This window comes from Arthrobacter humicola (assembly GCF_039531445.1).
Classification (GTDB): domain Bacteria; phylum Actinomycetota; class Actinomycetes; order Actinomycetales; family Micrococcaceae; genus Arthrobacter; species Arthrobacter humicola.
In genome coordinates, this window is sequence record NZ_BAAAQB010000019.1 from 120,549 (window position 1) to 141,407 (window position 20,859).

17 protein-coding genes are annotated in these 20,859 nt (G+C 66.6%); 14 read left to right on the top strand and 3 right to left on the bottom strand.

All coding sequences use genetic code 11. The features are described 5' to 3' along the window. A partial coding sequence (locus ABD243_RS07015) for a sodium:solute symporter family protein (RefSeq protein WP_344363692.1) occupies nucleotides 1-1,460 on the bottom strand: 1,460 nt, incomplete at its 3' end. A gap of 281 nt (nucleotides 1,461-1,741) precedes the next feature. On the opposite strand from ABD243_RS07015, the gene ABD243_RS07020 reads away from it, so the two are divergent. The 14 genes from ABD243_RS07020 (at nucleotide 1,742) to ABD243_RS07085 (ending at nucleotide 19,781) form a co-directional block, all read left to right on the top strand. Then, entirely contained in the window at nucleotides 1,742-2,317 is a 576-nt protein-coding gene (locus tag ABD243_RS07020; protein ID WP_116768469.1) for a helix-turn-helix domain-containing protein, read from the top strand. A 109-nt stretch (nucleotides 2,318-2,426) separates the two neighbouring features. Then, complete coding sequence (locus ABD243_RS07025) at nucleotides 2,427-3,191, top strand: hypothetical protein (protein ID WP_344363695.1); 765 nt, start codon at nucleotides 2,427-2,429, stop codon at nucleotides 3,189-3,191. A 241-nt stretch (nucleotides 3,192-3,432) separates the two neighbouring features. After that, the gene (locus ABD243_RS07030) at nucleotides 3,433-4,854 is read left to right on the top strand and encodes an ammonium transporter (protein ID WP_344363697.1); all 1,422 of its coding nucleotides are present in this window, start codon (nucleotides 3,433-3,435) and stop codon (nucleotides 4,852-4,854) included. Next, nucleotides 4,851-5,192 carry a P-II family nitrogen regulator gene (locus ABD243_RS07035; RefSeq protein ID WP_344363699.1) on the top strand — a complete coding sequence of 114 codons (342 nt, stop codon included), beginning with the start codon at nucleotides 4,851-4,853 and terminating at the stop codon, nucleotides 5,190-5,192. The genes ABD243_RS07030 and ABD243_RS07035 overlap by 4 nt, the downstream gene beginning before the upstream one ends. Before the next feature lie 181 nt (nucleotides 5,193-5,373). Beyond that, nucleotides 5,374-6,453: an agmatinase gene (gene speB, locus ABD243_RS07040; protein ID WP_344363774.1), complete on the top strand. Its 1,080-nt coding sequence runs from the start codon at nucleotides 5,374-5,376 to the stop codon at nucleotides 6,451-6,453. After that, entirely contained in the window at nucleotides 6,450-8,102 is a 1,653-nt protein-coding gene (locus tag ABD243_RS07045) for a thiamine pyrophosphate-binding protein (RefSeq protein WP_344363701.1), read from the top strand. The genes speB and ABD243_RS07045 overlap by 4 nt, the downstream gene beginning before the upstream one ends. Before the next feature lie 260 nt (nucleotides 8,103-8,362). After that, nucleotides 8,363-8,848, top strand: coding sequence for a MarR family winged helix-turn-helix transcriptional regulator (locus tag ABD243_RS07050; RefSeq protein ID WP_116768499.1), 486 nt, complete (start codon nucleotides 8,363-8,365; stop codon nucleotides 8,846-8,848). Nucleotides 8,849-8,951: 103 nt separating this feature from the next. Continuing rightward, on the top strand, nucleotides 8,952-11,033 hold the full coding sequence (locus ABD243_RS07055) for an MDR family MFS transporter (RefSeq protein ID WP_344363705.1): 2,082 nt from the start codon (nucleotides 8,952-8,954) through the stop codon (nucleotides 11,031-11,033). A gap of 321 nt (nucleotides 11,034-11,354) precedes the next feature. Further along, a complete protein-coding gene (locus ABD243_RS07060; protein WP_344363707.1) occupies nucleotides 11,355-13,088 on the top strand; it encodes an ABC transporter ATP-binding protein in 1,734 nt (577 codons plus the stop codon). Next, the gene (locus ABD243_RS07065) at nucleotides 13,085-15,175 is read left to right on the top strand and encodes an ABC transporter ATP-binding protein (RefSeq protein WP_344363710.1); all 2,091 of its coding nucleotides are present in this window, start codon (nucleotides 13,085-13,087) and stop codon (nucleotides 15,173-15,175) included. The genes ABD243_RS07060 and ABD243_RS07065 overlap by 4 nt, the downstream gene beginning before the upstream one ends. 89 nt (nucleotides 15,176-15,264) lie before the next feature. After that, the gene (locus tag ABD243_RS07070) at nucleotides 15,265-15,696 is read left to right on the top strand and encodes an acyl-CoA thioesterase (RefSeq protein WP_091251521.1); all 432 of its coding nucleotides are present in this window, start codon (nucleotides 15,265-15,267) and stop codon (nucleotides 15,694-15,696) included. 59 nt (nucleotides 15,697-15,755) lie between these two features. Next, nucleotides 15,756-16,064 carry a hypothetical protein gene (locus ABD243_RS07075; protein ID WP_425547145.1) on the top strand — a complete coding sequence of 103 codons (309 nt, stop codon included), beginning with the start codon at nucleotides 15,756-15,758 and terminating at the stop codon, nucleotides 16,062-16,064. 92 nt (nucleotides 16,065-16,156) lie between these two features. Beyond that, nucleotides 16,157-18,388: an McrB family protein gene (locus ABD243_RS07080; RefSeq protein WP_344363712.1), complete on the top strand. Its 2,232-nt coding sequence runs from the start codon at nucleotides 16,157-16,159 to the stop codon at nucleotides 18,386-18,388. A gap of 115 nt (nucleotides 18,389-18,503) precedes the next feature. Further along, a complete protein-coding gene (locus ABD243_RS07085; RefSeq protein ID WP_425547147.1) occupies nucleotides 18,504-19,781 on the top strand; it encodes a 5-methylcytosine restriction system specificity protein McrC in 1,278 nt (425 codons plus the stop codon). Between the two features lie 13 nt (nucleotides 19,782-19,794). On the opposite strand, the gene ABD243_RS07090 is transcribed toward ABD243_RS07085, so the two are convergent. Both ABD243_RS07090 and ABD243_RS07095 read right to left on the bottom strand, forming a co-directional pair. Next, nucleotides 19,795-19,968, bottom strand: coding sequence for a hypothetical protein (locus tag ABD243_RS07090; RefSeq protein WP_161958257.1), 174 nt, complete (start codon nucleotides 19,966-19,968; stop codon nucleotides 19,795-19,797). A gap of 374 nt (nucleotides 19,969-20,342) precedes the next feature. Further along, nucleotides 20,343-20,777: a very short patch repair endonuclease gene (locus ABD243_RS07095; protein WP_116768481.1), complete on the bottom strand. Its 435-nt coding sequence runs from the start codon at nucleotides 20,775-20,777 to the stop codon at nucleotides 20,343-20,345. Between the last annotated feature and the right edge of the window lie 82 nt (nucleotides 20,778-20,859).

Consider the following 20,859-nt stretch of genomic DNA (forward strand, 5'->3'; position numbering starts at 1 on the left):
TTCTGCATGACCGCCGGATCCGTCGGCTTGGTCAGCAGCGACACCGCGATGTAGACGACCGCGGAGGCGATGAGGCCGTAGTAGATCGGCTCGTTGGCATAGATGCCGTCCAGCGGAACTTCGGCGTTGATTTCCAGGATGATCATGGTGCCGAGAGTGATGACCGAGCCGACCGCCATGGACGCCGCGGCGGCAACGCCGGTGCCGCGCTTCCACACCAGGCCGCCGAGGATGGCGACGAGCAGGCCGCCGACAAGGATGTCGTAGGCAATGGTCAGGGCGGCGACGACGTCCTTGGTGATGATGGCGATCACGATCGCCACGACGCCGAGGCCCAGGACCCACAGGCGGTTTGCCTTGACGTCGTGCTCCGGGTTGTCGGTGTCATCGGTGTTGACGGTCTTGCCGAACCAGCCGGCGACGAACGGCAGCACGTCGGCGCGGGCCACGGTGGCGGCCGCGATCAGGGCACCGGAGGCGGTGGACATCATGGCGGCGACGGCGGCGGCGAGCACGAGGCCGCCGATCCCGATGGGCAGCAGATGGGTGGCGACCTCGGCGTAGACAACGTCCTTGCCGAGGGCCTTGACGTCGATCTGCGGGAGGGCCACGCGGGCGCCGAGGCCGATCAGGGCACCGGCTGCACCGTAGAGGATGCAGTAGATGCCGGCCGTGGCGCCGCCCCAGCGTGCCACTTCGGGCGTCTTGGCGGTGAACACGCGCTGCCAGATGTCCTGGCCGATCAGCAGGCCGAGGGTGTAGACCACGAAGTACGTGATGATCGTCTGGGCGCCGATGCCGTCGATCTGGAAGAAGGTGGCATCCACCCGGCTGCGGATCCCGTCGAGGCCGCCGGCGGCGTTGAGGGTGAACGGCAGCATGAGGAAGAAGATGCCGACCGTCTTGATGACGAACTGGACCTGGTCGGCCAGCGTGATGGACCACATGCCGCCGATGGTCGAGTAGACCAGCACGATTGCGCCGCCGACGGCGATCGCGAGGGCGCGATCCCAGCCGAAGAGCACCACGAAGATGGTGGCGTAGGCGCCGGTGGAGGTGGCGCAGAGCATCAGCGTGTAGGCGAGCATGACGATACCGGAGGTCTGCGTGGCGTTGCTGCCGTAGCGCAGGGTGAGCATCTGGGAGACGGTGTAGATCTTCAGCTTCTGGATGGTGCTGGCGAAGAGCAGGCTCAGCAGCAGGACGCCGGAACCGATGGCGACCACGAGCCACATGCCGGAAATGCCGAACTTGTAGCCCAGGCCCACGCCGCCGACCGTCGAGGCGCCGCCCAGCACGACGGCGGCCATGGTGCCGGTGTAGAGGAACGGCCCGAGGCGGCGGCCGGCGACGAGGAAGTCGCTGTTGTTTTTGGTGCGGGACTTGCCCCACCATCCGAACGCCAGCATGGCGAGCAGATACACCACCACAATGGCGATGTTGACGAAACTTGCGTCCATAAAAAGGGCTCCTTGGAGCTGATGAGCAGCGTGCGCGGGCATTGCCGGGCCTCAACGGTGCATTCGGCAAGTTAGCTGCTGCGTGACGGGGGTGGAGGAGGTGTCCGTCGGAACCTCCAGTATTGCCTCATAGGCAACACATGTTGCCAAAGAGTATGTTGTGACTCCGGTAACAGTCAAGGCGCAGCGCGTGCCGCCGCCGGTTCCGCGTCACCAACGCCCGCTCCGGCTAGGATTGCTCCAATGATGGGGCCAAGCGGCCGGCCGTGAAAGGTTCCTAAATGAAGGCTCTACCAGTTGAACCGAGCAACGTTCCCGTTGCCATCGGTTCGCGGATCCGCGCCGCCCGGCAGTCCCAGCGGCTCACCATTGAACAGGTTGCCGACGCCACCGGGCTCACCAAGGGATTCCTCAGCAGGGTCGAACGGGACCTCACCTCGCCCTCTGTCGCCTCCCTGGTGACACTGTGCCAGGTCCTGTCCATCTCGATCGGCGACCTCTTCGCCGCCCCCGAGACCCACCTCACGAAGCGGAACGAAGGCCCCCGGATCTCCCTCGGGGGCGAGGGGATCGTCGAGCGGCTGCTGACTGCCCGCTCCGAGCGCCGCGTCCAGATCATCCAGGCCGTGATCGAGCCCCGCGGGCGCGGCGAGTCCGAACTCTATGCCGTGGACTGCGATGTCGACGTCCTTCACGTGGTCAAGGGAAGCATCCGGCTGATCCTCACCAACGAGGAATTCGAGCTCAGCACGGGTGACACGGTGACGTTCCCCGGCCGGGAGCCCCACACCTGGGTCAACCCCACGGACGACGCCGTCGAGGTGCTGTGGGTGCTGGTACCGGCCGCCAGCCGGTAAGGCTGGTAAGCGTGAGGAAGTAACCACTCCGGCTCCGCCGGAAATATCTGTGCCGGAACCATACAGGACGAGCGGAAGCCGCTCACACTAGCTTCAACTGGGGGATTTCATGAACCGCAACGACGTCTTTCTGTCCCTGGCGCTGGCCGCCACGCTCGCGGCCGGACTCGGCCTGAGCTCCTGTGCCGCGCCGGGCCAGCGTGCCGGCGAGACCGGAAGCGGCACGGCGAGCGCCACCGCGGCGGCCCCGACGCAGCAGGAGTCCGGCCCCGTCGCGTCGGCGGAACCCTCCGCGACCGCGGCCACGCCGGCCCCCGCAGTCACTGCCACCTCGCCGGCCACGCCGACGGCGGGTGCTGAAGCCGGCGTCAAAACCTTTACGTTCCCGGACGGACATCTGTCCTTTTCCTACCCGAGCGACTGGTCCATCCGGGTGGTCGGCTCTCCCGAGAATGCCGCCAAGCTGCGTGGCGTGCAGGCGGTCCTCGCCGATGCCACGGGCAACGAGCTGGCGTCGATTGTCAGCAGCACCAACGGCAGCAGTGCGTCCGGCCCGGTGGCCCGGACCGTCCTGGACACCGCTCCGGTGCCGGGGCTGAAAGATGTGGACGGCGAACAGTTGGCCTTCGGGTTCGCGTTTGACTCCTTCGCCGATAAGTCGGACTTCCATATGGGAGTGCGCAAAGAACGCGACTTCGCACCTTCGGTCACGGAAGCCGGTTATTCCCACGTCCAGTTCCCCAATGGCGGCGCCGAGGCCAAGGTACTGTTCGGCAGCCCGGCGTTCGCCTCCGTCGACTCCGCGAAAGCCTGGATGACCACGGAGCAGTACACCCAGCTCAAGCGCCTGCTACTCAGCCTCAAGTACAGCTGACCCGCGCGCGGCCGACAGCTGCGAGTTTTGGTGAGATGTACGTCACATTCCGGTAACCTGCCGGAAACGGCGAATTCATGCCCGGGGTCGTCCCGTAACGCGCCCGCAAAACGAGGAAAGCCTTCCTGAAACACGCGGTGGGTAGCGTCATCTGCGGGGGGACGCACAACAGTCCCATTCGTCTCATGGTCTCGCCGAATCGGCGCCCTCGGAGCGCCGGCCCTCGAGGAAGGCTCCCGCAATGAACTTCGCTGTGCTTGCAGTAGGAATGGACGTCGATCCGCAAACCCTTGACCCTGGATCGACGGCATGGATGCTCACGGCTTCCGCCCTCGTCCTCCTGATGACCCCCGGGCTCGCATTCTTCTATGGCGGCCTCGTCAGAATGAAATCCGTCCTCAACATTATGATGATGAGCTTCGGCGCCATGGGCGTGGTCGCCGTCGTCTGGGCCCTGTGGGGCTACGGCCTCGCGTTCGGGCCGGATACCTTGGGCGGCTTCGTCGGAGACCCCTTCACGAACTTCGGCCTCAGCGGGCTGACAACCAGCATCGGCACCAAGGCGGCGGGCCTGCCGGACATGGTGTTCATCGGCTTCCAGGCCACGTTCGCCATCATCACCGTCGCCCTGATCAGCGGGGCGGTAGCCGAGCGCGTCCGGTTCGGACCCTGGCTCCTCTTTGCCGGGCTCTGGGTCACGCTCGTGTACGCGCCGATCGCGCACTGGGTCTGGGGCGGCGGCATCTTCGGGCCCACTGGCATTATCGGCAGCAAGATCTCGGCCCTCGACTTTGCCGGCGGTACCGTGGTCCACATGAACGCCGGCATGGCCGGCCTCCTGCTGGCGGTGGTGCTCGGCAAGCGCCTCGGCTTCATGAAGGATCCCAACATCCGCCCGCACAACCTGCCGTTCGTCATGCTCGGCGCGGGCCTGCTCTGGTTCGGCTGGTTCGGCTTCAACGCCGGCTCTGAACTTGCCGCCGACGCCACGGCCGCTCTCGCTTGGACCAACACGCTGCTTGCCACCAGCGCCGCACTGCTCGGCTGGCTGTTCGTGGAGCGGTTGCGGGACGGGCATGCCACGTCGCTGGGCGCCGCCTCGGGCGCTGTCGCGGGACTCGTCGCCGTCACCCCGGCCTGCGGGTTCATCGACCCCGTCGGGGCAATCCTGATCGGCACGATCGCCGGGGCCGTCTGCGCGCTCGCCGTCGGGCTGAAGTTCAAGATCGGGCTGGATGACTCACTGGACGTTGTGGCCGTGCACTTCGTCGGCGGCCTGTGGGGGACCCTGTCACTGGGATTCTTCGCCCTCCCGTCCGCCAAGACCGGCGGCGGGCTGTTCTACGGCGGCGGGCTGGCGCAGTTCTGGCCGCAGATCCTCACCGCGCTGATTGTCACGGCCTGGAGCGCAGTGATGACCTTGCTGATCGGCTTCGCGATCCACAAGACCATCGGCATGCGCGTCTCTGAGGCCGACGAGCTCTCCGGCATCGACGTGACGGAACACGCCGAAACGGCCTATGAACTCCTCATGGTTGGCGGCAGCTTCCACCCTGGAGACCCGCACAACCGGGCTGACGCTACAGCGGTCCAGTCGCAGCCGGAAGCCCACGCCGAAGGCCAGGCCGAAAGTGAGGCTGTCCGCGGCAAGGTGTCCACGTGAAGCTCGTCACCGCCGTCGTGCGGCCGGAGCGGGTCAACGCCATCAGCACGGCCCTGGAGCGGTTTGGAGTCAACGGCCTGACGGTGAGCCAGGCCAGCGGCTACGGACGGCAGCGCGGCCACACCGAGGTGTACCGGGGTGCCGAATACAACTCCGACCTGCTGCCCAAAGTGCGGCTGGAAGTGCTGGCCAACGAGGACGCCCTGGGCGGCGTCATGGCCGCCATCGAAGAGGGCGGCCGCACCGGACACTTCGGCGACGGCAAGATCTGGATCATTGAGGTGCACGACGCCGTCCGCGTCCGGACGGGGGAGCGGGGAGCCTCGGCCATCGCGTGAGGCTGCCCGGCCGGGGCGGCCGCCTCTGGCGGCACGCCGGCGGGTCCGAAACATGTCGGACCCGCCTGGGGAAGGCTGCCGGTGGCCGGGTGCTTTGGTAAACAAATGATGCGCGACATGAAACTTCGAGTGTATGATGGCTATCACAACCGTCGGTCAATCCTCGAAGGAGAGGCTTCTTTTGGAAGAGCTGCGCATCGAGGCCAATGGCAACCTTGGCCCCATCGATTCATCCCGCATCCCGCGCTACGCAGGGGCTGCCACCTATGCCCGCCTGCCGCGGCTGGACCAGGTGGCCAAGGCCGACGTCACGGTCGTGGGTGTGCCTTTCGACTCGGGCGTCTCCTACCGCCCCGGCGCCCGCTTCGGCGCCAACCACGTCCGTGAAGCCAGCCGGCTGCTCCGGCCGTACAACCCGGCCTGGGACGTCAGCCCCTTCGAGACCATCCAGGTGGCCGACGCCGGCGACATGGCCGTCAATCCGTTCAACATCAACGAGGCCATCGAAACCATCCAGCAAAACGCCCTGGACCTGACGGAGTCCGGCAGCAAGCTGCTGACCCTGGGCGGGGACCACACCATCGCCCTCCCGCTGCTGCGCGCCGCCGCCGAGCGCGCCGGCGAACCCATCGCCATGCTGCACTTCGACGCGCACCTGGACACCTGGGACACCTACTTCGGCGCCGAATACACCCACGGCACACCCTTCCGCCGCGCCGTCGAGGAGGGCATCCTGGACACCGAGGCCATCAGCCACATCGGCACCCGCGGCCCGCTCTATGGCAAGAAGGACCTCGACGACGACCACCGCTTCGGCTTCGGCATCGTCACCTCCGCCGACGTCTACTACCAGGGCGTCCTGGAGACGGTCGCCAAGGTCCGGGACCGGATCGGCAACCGCCCGCTCTACATTTCGGTGGACATCGACGTCCTGGACCCCGCGCACGCGCCCGGCACCGGCACGCCCGAGGCCGGCGGCATCACCAGCCGCGAACTGCTGGAAATCATCCGCGGCTTCCGCGGCATGAACCTGGTGGGCGCCGACGTCGTCGAGGTCGCCCCCGCGTACGACCACGCCGAGATCACCGGTGTGGCAGCAAGCCACGTCGCCTACGAACTCGTGACCCTCATGGCGGACCGCGCCGTCGAAGGCGACCGCTTCGGCGCCCCGAACGGCTACGCCGCCCAGGCCCTCGGCCGGGAATCCCGTCGCCCGGCCGGATTCGGCTCCTCTGTGGCTTCGCCGGTGGCCTCGCGGTGACCGGCGTGCGTAATGGCGGGGACCTCGTCGTCGAGACCCTTGAGGCTCTCGGTGCCAAGACGGTCTTCGGCATCCCGGGCCAGCACGCCCTGGGCCTCTTCGACGCCATGGGCCGCGGAAACCTGCACTTCGTCTCCTCCCGGGTGGAAAATAACTCCGCGTTCGCGGCCGACGGGTACTCCCGCGCCACGGGCGAGGTCGGCGTGCTGTTCCTCTCGACGGGTCCGGGAGCGCTGACGTCGCTGGCCGGCCTGCAGGAGGCCTACGCCACCGGCGTGCCGATGGTGGTCGTGGCGAGCCAGATCCCGCTCGAAGGACTCGGCGCCCGGCGCAAGGGCATGCTGCACCAGCTCGATGACCAGAAGGCCTCGGCCGCCAACGTCACCAAGAGCCAGCGGCTGATCCAGCACGCCTCCGGCATTCCCTCGGCGATCCAGGACGCGTGGACCGAGGCGATTTCCTCGCCGCAGGGTCCGGTGTGGCTGGAAATCCCGCAGAACGTGCTGCTGGACCCGATCGTGGTGCCCCCGGTGGAGGATGCCCTGGCCGAGGCCGCGGACAACCCGCCCCGGGTGGAGCTGGTCCGCGAGGCCGTGAAATGGCTTTCGACGGCGGAACGTCCAGCCATCATCGCCGGCGGCGGCACCCGCCGCGGCCGGGCCGAGAAGTCCCTGCTTTCGATCGCGGAAAAGCTCCGCGCCCCGGTGATCTGCACGCCCGGCGGCAACGGCGCGTTCCCCTGGAATCATGAGCTCTCGCTCCAGGCGTGGATCGAGGACCGGTACATGACCGAGCTTCTCGAGGACGCCGACGTCCTGATCGTGATCGGTTCCTCCCTGGGCGAGGTGACGTCGAACTACTTCACCTTCGAACCCCGCGGCCGGATCATCCAGATCGACGCCGAGCCCCGCGTCCTGGAGTCCAACCGGCCAGGCCTGGGCATCCGCGCCGACGCCGGCCAGGCCCTCGCTGCCCTCGATGAGGCCCTCGTGATCGGCGATGCCAGCCCAGACTGGCACGGCACCGCCCCCGAGACCCTGGTCAAGGAGACCCTGGCCAAGGTCACGGCCCGGCTCGAATCCCAGGACCTGGCCAAGGAACTGAAGTTCATGGCCGACATCCGCGAGGCCGTACCCGCGGACATGCAGACGTTCTGGGATATGACGATCTCGGCCTACTGGGCCTGGAGCTGCTGGGACGCCCGGGACGGCCAGTTCCACTCCGCGCAGGGCGCCGGCGGCCTGGGCTTCGGCTTCCCCGCCGCGATCGGCGGCGCAGTCGGCCTGGAAACCACCGGCAAGCCCGGCAGGGTGCTGGCCGTTTCGGGGGACGGGTCCTCCATGTACTCCATTTCCGAGCTCGCCACCGCCAAGCAGCACAACATCCCGGTCACCTGGCTGATCGTGGACGACGGCGGCTACGGCATCCTGCGCGAATACATGGTCGGCGCGTTCGGCAAGGCCACGGCCACCGAGCTCTCCCGGCCGGACTTCGTCAAACTTGCCGAGGCCTTCGGGGTCCCGGCGGTCCGGGTCGCCCCCGAAGACGTCGGGGATGCCCTGAAGGCCGGCTTCGCCGCCGACGGCCCCAACGTCGTCGTCGTCGAAACCCTGCTCAAAATGTTCGGCCCCACCCACCTGGCCACCTAAGCGGGCCGGCCGTCCGGCCGCCTGGCTTGGGCGGCCAACCGGCCGCCTGGCACCGTAGGATCCTGCACGCTTACCGCGCGGACCTGGCGGGTCCACCCCTCACCGCGAGGGATGGGCCCGGCAGGTCCGCGTTTGGCGTTTAAACACCCTTCTTCGGGATCGGACCGGCACCTCACACGGCCATCAAAAAGGGTTAGTTTCCCGAAGTAACCATTTTGGTGATATGGTTGCCTAGGGCAAGCAAAAAAGGGGTGTCCATCATGTCAGTTGAATCCAACGCTGCAGCCAAACTCGTTTACCAAATCTTCGACCTCCAGCGCGCCGTCCGCTGTGTTGCCACCGCTAACTTGCGCGGGCAGGACACCGGAGTGGCGCTACAGGGTGTTCTCCGTTTTGTGGGGGAGGGCGAATCCCGGGCCACGCATCTTGCGGAGCGCCTCGGCGTTAGCGCTCCGGTGCTCAGCCGCCACATCGCCGAACTCGAAGAGCACGGCTATGTGGTCCGCCGGCCGGACCCCGAGGACGGCCGCGCGCAACTGATCGCCCTGTCCGCCACCGGTGCGGAAAAGCTGCGCGCTATCGAGGACCATCGCACGGCAACCATCCAGGACCTCCTGCAGGACTGGAGCCAGAACGACGTCGAAGAGACGGCGCGCACCCTGCAAAAACTCGCTGAGTCCCTCAGGACCTCAGCCCGGGCAACGACGGCCGGACCCACGAATACGACCGAAATTGTTGAGGAGTAGACATATGGCTAGCCACGCTGCCGCCACTGGGCCGTCCCCGGTCCCATCGGGCATTCAGCCGGGGGCGCCCCGCGCATCCCAGCCCGCCGCAGAACCTGCGGCGATGACCCACCGCCAGATCATGGAAGCACTCACCGGGTTGCTCGCGGCGTTCTTCACCGCCATTCTGAGCAGCACGATCGTTGCCAACGCGCTTCCCACCATAATGTCCGAGCTCAAGGGCACCCAGACGGACTTCGCCTGGGTGATCACCGCGGCGCTCCTGGCCAACGCCGCAACCACCCCGATCTGGGGCAAGCTCGCCGACCTTTTCAACAAAAAAGTCCTCGTCCAGCTAAGCATCGTGATCTTCGTGGCCGGCTCCGTCATGGCCGGCCTGTCCCAGACCATTCCGCTGCTGCTGACCGCCCGCGTCATCCAGGGCATCGCCATGGGCGGCCTTACCGCCCTGGCCCAGGCCATCATCGGCTCGATGATCCCCCCGCGTGACCGCGGAAAGTACTCCGGCTACATGGGCGGCGTCATGGCCGTAGGCACAGCCGGCGGCCCGCTGCTCGGCGGCTTCATCGTCGACAGCCCGCTCGGGTGGCGCTGGACCTTCTTCGTCTGCGTCCCGCTCGCCGTCGTCGCCCTCATCCTGCTGCAGATCACCCTGAAGATTCAGCACGTCAAGCGCCCGGCCAAGATCGACTGGCTCGGCTCCGTCCTGCTGACCTCAGGCGTCAGCCTGCTGCTCATCTGGGTCTCCTTCGCCGGCAACCCCGACTACTACGACTGGTGGTCATGGCAGTCGGTCGCCATGGTGGGCGGCGGCGTCGTGCTCCTTGGCCTGCTGGTGCTGGTGGAATCCCGCGTGGCCCAGCCGATCATCCCGCTCAAGATCATCTCGGAGCGGACCACCGCCCTCGCGATCCTCGCCTCGGTGGCCGTCGGCGTCGGCATGTTCGGCTCCTCGACCTTCCTGGGCCAGTACTTCCAGGTGGCACGCGGTGCCACCCCCACGGAAGCCGGCCTGCTCACGCTGCCCATGATCGCGGGCAACCTGATCGGTTCCGTCGCCTCGGGCATGCTCATCAGCCGCACCGGCAAGTGGAAGCGGTACCTGATCGCCGGCTCCATCCTGCTGATCGGCGGCCTCGGCCTGGCCGGCACCATGGACCACACCACCGACTTGTGGCTGACCGGCATCTACACCGCCATCCTCGGCATCGGTCTCGGCCTGCTGATGCAGAACCTCGTGCTCGCCGTGCAGAACACCGTCCAGGCCAAGGACATCGGCACGGCCAGCGCCTCTGTTGCCTTCTTCCGGTCCGTCGGCGGCGCCATCGGCGTCTCGGTCCTCGGAGCCGTCCTGGGCAACCGGGTCAAGGAACTCGTCACGGAGGGGCTCGCTTCCGCCGGCATCCAGGTTCCGGCGGGATCCTCGGGAGCCAGCATGGACCTCAAGGACATGCCTGCACCCATCCGCGACATCATGCGGGCCGCCTACGGTGACGCGATCGCGGAGGTCTTCATGATCTCGGCAATCATCGGCGTGATTGCCCTGGTGGCCATCCTGTTCATCAAGGAACGCCCGCTGCGCCGGACTGTCGATATCCGGCCCGAGTCGGCCGAGCAGGCAGGCGACGCCGCTGCTGCTGTCGCCGCCGGAGGTGCTTCTGCGACCGCACTTGGAAATACCGGAAACGACGCCGTCCGGGGCGCCTCGTCCGCCACCGGAACCGGCATCGTGGACCTGGACCGGGAATTCATCGAGGTGCTCAGCCGCGAGCGGGCCGAATCCCGCTTCCCGGACGCCGCCCGCCAGGAGGCAGGCCTGACGTCCGACCCGGCTTTCCGCCAAGGGGAGCCTCGCCAGGGGGAGTCAGCCGCAGAGCGCGCGGCCGACAGGGAAGGCGCCCGTCAACGGTCCCGGACCCTTGTGGCCGATGACCGGCCCGAGGCAGCCGACGTCGTGCCCGTACTGCTGCAGACCCAGCAGCTGCTGGCCGAACAGCAGCTCCAGCTGGCCGAGGCGCTGCGCGCCGTGTACGACCAAGCTGCTGAGCAGCGTGCGATTGCCGCGGAACAGGCCCGCGTTGCCGAGGAGCTCACGGTCCTGCGCCGGCAGTTGGCCAAGCAGCGCAAGATGCAGCGCGCGGCGGCCGACTACATCGCCACGCACGGGCGGCACCGGACCGAGTAGCACCCGGTTCCGCGTCCGCCGCTCCGGACCCTCAAGGCCCCGCGGCCGCCCCTTGGGCAGCCGCGGGGCTTTCGGCGTATCCGCCGGGGGGCCGCCTTCTAGCCGCGGGACGGGCGCCAGCCACTAAGTACACCGTTTGGATGATATTTGGTGTCCCGTGTTCCACCCGGGCGGGGGATTTCGTAGAGTTGGATGGCTGTGGCTGTCGGACCCAAGAGATAGTCTCCAATCAGCTCTTCAACGCACTTCATTTTTCGGTCTTGTTCAGGCTTCTGATTCGTCAGACTCCCCCTCATTCGGTACTCCTAAGGACTCGTGGGCATGCTCGTCACCCTCATGCGGCGCTATTCCAAGCCGTATCTGCCATACATCGCGGCTGTGGTCATCTTCCAGCTGGCTTCAACCATCGCGGCTCTGTACTTGCCCAGCCTCAACGCCCAGATCATCGACGAGGGCGTGTCCCGCGGCGACACGGACTACATCTGGCGCACCGGCGGCATCATGCTCGGCGTCGCCCTGATCCAGGTGGCCACCGCGATCGCCGGCGTGTACTTCGGCTCGAAGGCGGCCATGGCGTTCGGCCGGGACCTGCGCCGCGGGGTCTTCCGGAAGGTCAGCAGCTTCTCGGCCCGCGACGTCAACGTTTTCGGTGCCCCCACGCTGATCACGCGAGGCACCAACGATGTCCAGCAGGTCCAGATGCTCATGCTCATGACGCTGAACTTCATGGTGGCCACGCCCATTATGTGCATCGGCGGCATCTTCATGGCCGTGCGCGAGGACCTCAACCTGTCCTGGCTCGTCTGGGTTTCGGTGCCCCTGCTGGTGGTTGTGGTGGGCTACCTCGTGGTTCGCCTCATGCCCCTCTTCCGTTCCATGCAGGCGAAGATCGACCGGCTCAACGGGGTCCTGCGCGAGCAGATCATCGGCATCCGCGTGGTCCGGGCGTTCGTGCGCGAACCCCACGAGGCCGAGCGCTTTGGCGCCGCCAACAAGGACCTCACCGACGTCTCGCTGAAGATCGGTTCCCTTTTCGTGCTCATGTTCCCCGCCATCGGCATGATCCTGCACATCTCCACCGCAGCCGTGCTGTGGTTCGGCGGCCAGCGCGTCGACGCCGGCGAGATGCAGGTGGGCTCGCTGACGGCCTTCCTGCAGTACCTCCTGCAGATCCTCATGGCCGTCATGATGGGCACGTTCATGGCCATGATGATTCCCCGTGCCTCGGTCTGCGCCGACCGCATCGGTGAAGTGCTCGACGTCGAACCCTCCATCCACGAATCGCTCACCCCGGTGGCGCCGGCGGCAAAGGCCGGGCGCGTGGAATTCCGGAACGTGACCTTCGCCTACCCCGGCGCCGAAGCGCCCGTGCTGAGCAACATCAGCTTCACGGCTGAGCCCGGCCAGACCGTGGCCATCATCGGCTCCACAGGCGCCGGAAAGACGAGCCTGCTGGCCCTGCTGCCGAGGCTCTACGACGCCGAATCCGGCGAGGTCCTGCTCGACGGCGTGCCCGTCACCGAACTGGACCGTGCCGAGATCACCCAGCGCGTGGCCATGGTGCCGCAACGGCCCTACCTGTTCTCCGGAACCATCGAGCACAACCTGCGCTTCGGCAAGCCCGAGGCCACCGACGAGGACCTCTGGGAAGCCCTGACGGTCGCCCAGGCCGCGGATTTCGTGCGCGAAAAGAAGGGCGGCCTTGCGTCCCGGATCTCCCAGGGCGGCACCAACGTCTCGGGCGGGCAGCGGCAGAGGCTCTGCATCGCCCGTGCCCTCGTCACCGAGCCCAAGGTCTTCCTGTTCGACGACTCGTTCTCGGCCCTTGACGTCGCCACCGACGCCAGGCTCCGCCGCGCGCTCAAGGCCAAGACGGCCGACGCCACGGTGATCATCGTCGGCCAGCGCGTGTCCACCATCGCCGATGCGGACCAGATCCTCGTCCTGGATAACGGCAGGATCGTGGACCGCGGAACACATGAGGAACTGTTGCAAAGCTCCAGCACCTACCAGGAAATCGTCGAATCCCAGCTGAGCGCGGAGGCAGTGGCATGAGCACCAACGAGAAAGTCTCCACCGGCTCGGCCCAAGCACCGGACGGGACAGCACCGGACGCGACAGCAGCCGGGATGCCGGCAACGGACGTGCTGGACGATGATTTCCTCGAGGAGGAGTTCACTCCCGGCGAAGCCGACGGCGGCATGTTCGGCGCCGTGCCGGCCAAGAAGGCCCAGCACTTCTGGCCCTCGGCCAAACGGCTCATGGGGTTGCTGAAGCCCGAGCGTGCCGGCATCACCGCGGTTCTCGCGATGGTGACAGTCGCCGTCGTCCTCAACGTCATCGCCCCGCGGATTCTCGGCCAGGCGATGGACGTGATCTTCGCAGGCGTGGTCGGCAAGCAGCTCCCGGCCGGCGCCACCAAGGAACAGTTCATCGAAGGACTGCGCTCCCAGGGCCAGGACAACTTTGCCGACATGCTCACCAAAATGGATGTGGTGCCCGGCGCGGGCATCGACTTCCAGAAGCTCGCGTTCCTCATCAGCGTGGTGCTGGTGATGTACTTCGTCGCCAACATCTTCCTGTGGCTTCAGGGCTATGTCCTGAACGTGCTGGTCATGCGCGTGGTTCGCAAGCTTCGTGACGACACTGAGAAGAAACTCAACGAGCTGCCGCTGAACTACTTCGATACCCGCCAGCGCGGCGACGTCCTCTCCCGCGTCACGAACGACGTCGACAACATCCAGCAGGCGCTCCAGCAGGCCTTTGCGCAGCTCGTGAACTCGGCCCTGACGGTGCTCGGCATTGTGATCATGATGTTCATCGTGTCCTGGCAGCTGGCCCTCATCGCGCTCATCGCACTGCCGCTCTCCGGGGTGGCCGCCGGCATCATCGGCGCCCGCAGCCAGAAGCTCTTCGCCGCCCAATGGAAGAACACCGGCGAGCTCAACGGCCAGATCGAGGAATCTTTCTCGGGCCACGACCTCGTCCGCGTGTTCGGCCGCGACGCCGACATGCTGGCCCGTTTCGACGAACGGAACGAGGAACTCTACCGGGCCGGCTTCGGCGCCCAGTTCGTCTCCGGCATGATCATGCCGGTCATGCAGTTCGTCTCCTACCTCAGCTACGTGGGGATCGCGGTCGTGGGCGGACTGCGCGTGGCCTCGGGCAGCATGAGCCTCGGCGACGCCACGGCGTTCATCCAGTACTCGCGCGAGTTCACCCAGCCGCTGGGGCAGATGGCCGGCATGGCCAACATGCTGCAGTCCGGTGTCGCCTCCGCGGAGCGGGTCTTTGAATTCCTCGACGCCGACGAACAAGACGCCGAGACGGCCACCGAGCACCTCCCGACCAAGACCGACGGCCACGTCGAGTTCAAGCACGTCACCTTCAGCTACTCGCCGGACAAGCCGCTGATCGAGGACCTGTCGTTCACCGCCGAGCCCGGACACACCGTGGCGATCGTCGGCCCGACCGGGGCCGGCAAGACCACCCTGGTCAACCTCGTGATGCGCTTCTACGAACTGAACGCCGGCAGCATTACCCTGGACGCGGTGGACATCACCCGGCTGAGCCGGTCGGAGCTGCGCGCCAAGGTCGGCATGGTGCTGCAGGACGCCTGGCTGTTCGGCGGGACCATCTACGAGAACATCCGTTACGGCAAACTGGACGCCACCGAAGACCAGATCATGGCGGCAGCCAAGGCCACCTTCGTGGACCGCTTCGTCCGCGCCCTGCCGGATGGCTACAACACGGTCATTGACGAGGAAGGCAACAACGTCAGCGCCGGCGAAAAACAGCTCATCACCATCGCCCGGGCCTTCGTGGCGAACCCGTCGCTGCTCATCCTGGACGAGGCCACGAGCTCCGTGGACACCCGCACCGAAGTCCTGGTGCAGAAGGCCATGGCCGCGCTCCGCACCGAGCGCACCAGCTTCGTGATCGCCCACCGGCTCTCCACCATCCGGGACGCGGACACCATCCTGGTTATGGAGGCCGGCCGGATCGTCGAGCAGGGCCGGCACGCCCAACTGCTGGCACTGCAGGGCGCGTACTACCGGCTGTACATGTCCCAATTCGCCGGGGAGGACGCAGACGCGGCCTCAGCGGAGACGGCAGAGGACGCGACGGCGGTGCGAAGTTGAGCGCCGCAGGCCACACCGGGGACGCGGGAGCCCCGGCAGCGGGGGAGGCGGGAGCCACCGAACCTCGCCGCCTGGAGGTGGAGGTGCCGATGCGCTGGAGCGACATGGATGCGTACGGGCACATCAACAACGTCCAGATTGTCCGGATCCTGGAGGAAGCACGGATCGCCGGGTTCGGGCCGCCGCGCGGAGCCGGGCTACCCGGGACTGAACCCCTTGTGTCGCTCTTCAACGACATCCCGGAGGGGACTCTGGCGCTCGTGGTGGAGCACAAGATCCGGTACGTCAGGACCCTGGAGTACCGGAACGTGCCCGCCGTCGTCCAGCTCTGGGTCGGCGCGGTCAAGGGCGCCAGCTTCGATATCCACTACCTGGTGCAGGATCCGGTGACCCGGGAGGACTGCGTCCGGGCCACGAGCCATCTTGCCTTCGTCGACGAGGCAACCGGACGGGTCCTGCGGCTGACGCCGGAGCAGAAGGAACGGCTGGCCCCCTATACCCGCGCCCACCCGGTCCAATAGCCCCTACCCCCGTTCTTGGCATGGCTCCTACAATGAACAATCCCGACGCATAAGGAGCAGTGGTCGCTGTGAACATGGGCAAGAACATGCACAAGAACATGGGCAAGGACATGCACCAGAAGGTGCACATGAGGCACCCCCGCAAGAAGACATGGAAAGAGCTCTCCCCGAGGGCGAAGATCGGAACAATCGCCGGCGCGATTATCCAACTGACGCTGCTCGTTGCAGCCCAACGCGACATTTCGCGCCGGCCCGCAGCGGAAATCCGCGGCAGCAAAGCGATGTGGAGGGCTGCCACCCTAGTGAACTTCATCGGTCCGGGGTGCTATTTCACCTTCGGCGTGAAGCGCCTTCCCGCCACGAAATAGCCACGGCCAACCACCCGCCCGGGATCTACTGGCAGGTAGCTGGAGGGCAGCGTTAAATGCGCGCGTTCAGTTTAAGCCTGTAAATTGAACGTATGACCCCAACCAAAAAGCCTGCCCTGCACCGTGCCCTCGGTATCTCCAAGGAGATTGAAGACGCGGCGTGGTTCGTGCTGGGCCCGGGGTTGCTCGGCAAGGCGTCCGCCCTGGACGGCCGCACCAAGACATGGTCTGTCCCGGCGGCCGCGGAGTTGCTGGAACGTCTCGAACGAGGCGTTCCGGACCCCAAGGCGCCGATGATGACCAACCTGCGCCAGAACTTGGAGGACGCCACGCGCGGGGCGAAGCAACTCGCAGTGGAGCTCCTGTTCCTCCAGTCCCTGCCGCTGGCCCACGAGGTCAAGTCACTCAAGGTCAAGCGGGCCCGTGTCGCCGAGGCCGCGTCCTGGCTGGAGCCCCCGCTTGAGCTCCCCGACGAGCTCTACGCCGGCATGACGGACCACGGTGTGATCCGGGACCGGACCGCGGAATTCAACTGGACCATCTGGGACCATCTGAAGTGGCTCTGCCGCTTCGTGCAGCACGTCGCCCAGCGGCCGGCTGGCGTCGTCCAGGCCGCGGTCAAGGACCCGCTGGCCTTCCACCGGCTGGTCGCCGGGACCCCGGATGACCAGCCGGCCATCCGCCGCAGCATCGAGTTCCTGGTCTGGCCCAGCTACTTCGAACCTGTCGTGGCCGACGTCGAACGGCAGGAAATCCGCGACGCCTTCGCATCCCTCGTGGGCGGCGCCAAGGGGGACAGCGACGAGGAAATTTCCGCGGATATCCACCGCATCCGCCTCCATCTGGACCAGCAGGCCGGACAGCGGATCGACTGGTATTCCCGCCAGCTGGTAAGTCAGTGGAGGAAAGTCGGTGATCCGGGTCGTCGCGCCTGGCTGCTGCGCACCCACCACGACAACGCTGAGCTGTTGGGGGAGTGGCGGAACGAGGAAGCAGTGACGCTCGACGTCGAACACCTCCGCCTGCTGGACCCCGGCGTTACCGCCGGGCTGGTCCAGAACGCCGTTGACGAGGACTACAAGCACCTCGGCTACGTGGAGCGGGAGGACACCAAGACCGCCGTCTTCGCGTTCCTGACCGTGATGAAGCCGGGCGATCTCGCTCTCTACCAGAGCTCGGGCAAGGTCCGGATCGGGGTGGTCCTCGGCGAGCCGGAGCACGGCAAGGACAACCGCCAGCTCCGCCGCAAGGTCCGTTGGTTCGATGAGGAACACGACGTCACCGGCCTGCCCCGGCACGTGCAGCGGCAACTGACCACGTCCGGCAACATCGTGGACATCACCCGCGTGATCCAGGCGCTTGAGGCGCTCCTGCCCGCAGAAGCCGAATCCGAGGCCGGCGACGGCGTCGAGCCGGCCGCCGCCGTCGAACCGGCCTGTGAAGGTTTCCGCCCGCTGACGGAGGAGTTCGCCGCGTCCCTGCATATGGACCTGGAGCCGCTGCAAGAAATCGCAGAACTCCTTGAGGAGAACCGGCAGCTGGTCCTCTACGGTCCGCCGGGAACCGGCAAGACGTACCTCGCCAAACATCTCGCCGCCGAGCTCGCCGGCGACACCACGGACGAGCGGGTCAAGCTGGTGCAGTTCCACCCCTCGTACGCCTATGAGGACTTCTTCGAGGGCTTCCGCCCGGACAAGACGGATGAGGGCCAGGTGTCCTTCAAGCTCGTTGCCGGTCCGCTGCGGCGGCTCGCGGAGGAGGCCGCCAAACCCGGCAACGAGAGCAAGCCGTACTTCCTGATCATCGACGAGATGAACCGGGCGAACCTCGCCAAGGTGTTCGGTGAGCTGTACTTCCTGCTCGAATACCGGGATGACCGGATCTACCTCCAGTACAGCCCCAATGAGCCGTTCACGCTGCCGGACAACCTCTACATCATCGGCACCATGAACACCGCGGACCGCTCCATCGCGATGATGGACGCGGCCATCCGGCGGCGCTTCTCGTTCATTGAGCTCCATCCGAAGACGGAGCCTGTGAAGGGCTCGCTCTTGCGATTCCTGCAGGCCCGGGACCTGGACACGACGCCGGCCTTGTTGCTGGACGCCTTGAACGACGCCATCGATGAATGGGACCGGGACCTGATGATCGGGCCCTCCTACTTCATGAAGAAGTCTGCGCAGACGCCCAAGGGCCTCCGCCGGATCTGGAAGTACGAGCTCATGCCGCTGCTGGAAGAGCACTATCACGGCCAGCTCAACCGCGCCCAGCTCGAGGAGCGGTTTGGACTGGAACAACTCCTCGGTCGCCTTGCGCACGTCTAGGCTGACGCCGTCCGGGGGCGCTGTGGCGCTGGACCGGAGTGTGGCGGACCGGAACACGGCCGGCCGGGGTACGTCCGCGCCGGGCGCACTGGGGCCGGGCGGGCCCGGACGGGGCATGCCGGCCCGGGCGGCGTCTGGCCCGGCTGTAGCCGGGCGCGGCGGCGCGGTGGCCGGGCGGCACCTTGTCATCGACGAGCTCTCCGCCGGCGTCGTGGAGCGGCTTGATCCGGACACCGCGGCCTACGTCAATGCCAGCGGCCTGGCAAAAGCCTCGCCGATGGGCATGGGCCTGTACCGGATTGAACCCGTCGGCAAGGTGGGCTCGGTGCGCACCCCCACCGTCCAGTTGGAGGTGCGGCCGAAGGGACGGCTCGGTCTGAGCCGGCTCCTGTTCCTGCTCGGCTACGCCGGGGATCAAGGGTTCCGCGACGAATCCGTCGCCGCCGTGGAGCACACCGATCTCTGGAGCGCGCTGGCCGAGTCCCTGGCGCAGCTTGCCGACCGGGCGCTGAGCCGCGGCGTGCTGCAGGGGTACCTGATGGTGGAGGAATCCCTGCGGACCGTCAAGGGCCGGATCCGGATCTCGGACCAAATTTCCCGCCGGCCGGGAATGCTGGTCCCGCTGGAAGTCTCGTACGACGAATTCACCGAGAATATCGCGGAGAACCGGATTTTGCGCGCCGCGCTGGAACGGATGTCCCAAGTGCCGCGCGTGCGGCCGGAAGTCCTCAGCCGGCTGCGCCAGCTAAAGGGAAAGCTCGACGCCGTGACGCGCCTTCAGTCCGGCGCGCCGCTGCCGCAGTGGCGGCCCAGCCGGATGAACACCCGCTACCACGCGGCTCTCCGGCTCGCCGAGCTGATCCTGCGGAACGCCTCGGCGGAGGCCGGCGACGGCAAACAGCAGTCGGCGTCGTTCGTGGTAGATATGGCGAAAGTGTTCGAGGACTTTGTCGGGACGGCCCTGCGCGAAGCCATGGCTGCCTTCCCCGGCGAGATGCGGCTGCGCTACAACGCACTCCTCAACGAGGCCGTCCGCGACTCGGACAGGATCGTCGTGCAGCCCGGGGCAGTCCATTTCCTCGGCGGCCGGCCCGTCATGGTGTACGACGCCAAGTACAAAGCAGCAGCCGACGCCGGCGCATCGCTCTCGGGCGATCACTACCGGATGCTGGCCTACTGCACATCGCTGCGGGTGCCGACGGCATGGATCATTTACCCGGGCGCCGGGGAAATCAAGCTGCGCCGGATCCTCAACACCGACATCGACATTGTCGAGTTCCCGCTGGATTTGTCCTTGCCGCCGTCGCAAATTCTTGCCTCGGTGGCAGATCTGGCCCAGCAGTCCTGGGGCGAAGTGCTCCGGCAGGCCAGTATCGACAGGTCAGCCAGCTAAACTGCTCAGCGCGTTAGGCGGATTCGTCCTGCCGGACGCCCACGGTCAGCAGGTGGTCCAGAAGCGCTTTTTCCGGCTGGCCCGGGTTGTTGGCGACATGCCACAGCAGTTTGTCCTGCGCTTCAGCATCATCCGGATTGGTCGATGCGAGAACCTCATTAATGATTGAGGTCGACTGCCGACGCAAGGGTTCAAGATCCGGGTCCGCTCCGCGGAACCGGCGGGGCCGGACGGCACGGTGTGTGGAGTGGCTGAGGGGACGGAACTGCAGGACTGTGGAACTGGGATGTATGGGACTGGAATCTGAGGGACTGGAATCTGCCGGCGTAGCAGCCGTGTCGGGCTCGTCGTTGGACATCAGCAAGTGCGGCATGCGCTCTCCCGTGTTTGCAGTACGTAGTGGTACTGACCGAATAGTGCCTAAGGTCCCCGAATTCGAATAGTAGCGGAGACCACCTGCCTGAACCGGAAGCCGGGCCACGCGACACGCAGGACTTCTCATGGTTTTTGCTGATTCGAGGTGGAGGCCGATGCCGGCTTAGGCCGGACGTCGATGCCGGTTCATGCCGGCGGCGTGCGCTGCAGGAAAGCCTCGAGGCGGTCCTCCAGCGCCGATGGGTCCTTGAGCTCGCATTCCCAGACGGTGAGAACCTCCCAGCCATCGCGTTCGAGCTGGAGCCGTTGCTCGGCGTCGCGGTTCCGGGTCCGCGTGCGCTTTGTTTCCCAGAATTCCGCATTGGCTTGGGGCGCGTGCTGCCCCGCCCGGCAATCGTGGAAATGCCAGAAGCAGCCGTTGACGAAGATGACTTTATGCCGGCCGGCGAAGACGAGGTCCGGGTTGCCCGGGAGTTTGCCCCCGGCTGCGCTGCCGTGCAGCCGGTACCGGTAGCCCTTTGCGTGCAGCAGCTTGCGGACCAGCATTTCGGGCTTCGTATTCTTGCCCCGGATGCGGGACATGTTCCAGCTGCGCCGCTCGGGGGTCAGCTTGTCCGCCATCATTCAAGTCTAGGCGGCCGCCCCGGGCAGGTCCCCGGGAAGGTCCCAGGGCGGGTCCCGGGGCGTCAGCGCGGACTGTGAC